At 65.1% G+C, this 518-nt stretch carries 1 protein-coding gene; it reads right to left on the reverse strand.

The annotated features are described in order from the left end of the window. Window positions 1-518 (reverse strand): Gfo/Idh/MocA family oxidoreductase (locus tag EN879_RS38375; protein ID WP_164774962.1); only part of this gene is annotated, 518 nt, incomplete at both ends.

Below are 518 nucleotides of genomic sequence, written 5' to 3' on the forward strand. Positions count from 1 at the left end.
GTCTGCAGCCAGTCGAGGTCCATCGTCACCGGCAGGCCATTCGAGGTGCGGAAGGTGACGCGCGCGGCAACCGGGGAGGCGCGGTTTTCGGGAAAGTCGAGCACCGCCGAGGTGATGAACATGGCCGGCAGGATATGGGTGGCAATCGACAGCGCGTTGATGCCGGGATCGAAGACGCCAAAACCGCCGGGAGCCCAGATCCATTCCTGGTTCGGGTGCCAGCGGCGCACATCCTCTTTCCAGTTGATGGCAGCCGAGCGGATGCGGGCTGAACTTAGAAAAGCACGTGCGGCCTCGACGGCCGGCGCATAGCGCGAGTGCCAGCTGGCGAACAGCGAGACGCCGTTGTGCGCAGCCAATGTCTTGAGGTCTTCGACCTCGCTGACAGTAGCGCCTGGCGGCTTCTCCAGGAAGACATGCTTCTTTGCCGTCAGCGCCGTCCGCGCCGCGTCGTAGCGGAATTGCGGCGGCATGCAGAGCGAGACGGCCTCGAGCTCGGCTACGGCGTCGAGCATGGC

It is taken from the genome of Mesorhizobium sp. M7A.F.Ca.AU.002.02.1.1 (genome assembly GCF_003998535.1).
GTDB lineage: Bacteria > Pseudomonadota > Alphaproteobacteria > Rhizobiales > Rhizobiaceae > Mesorhizobium > Mesorhizobium ciceri.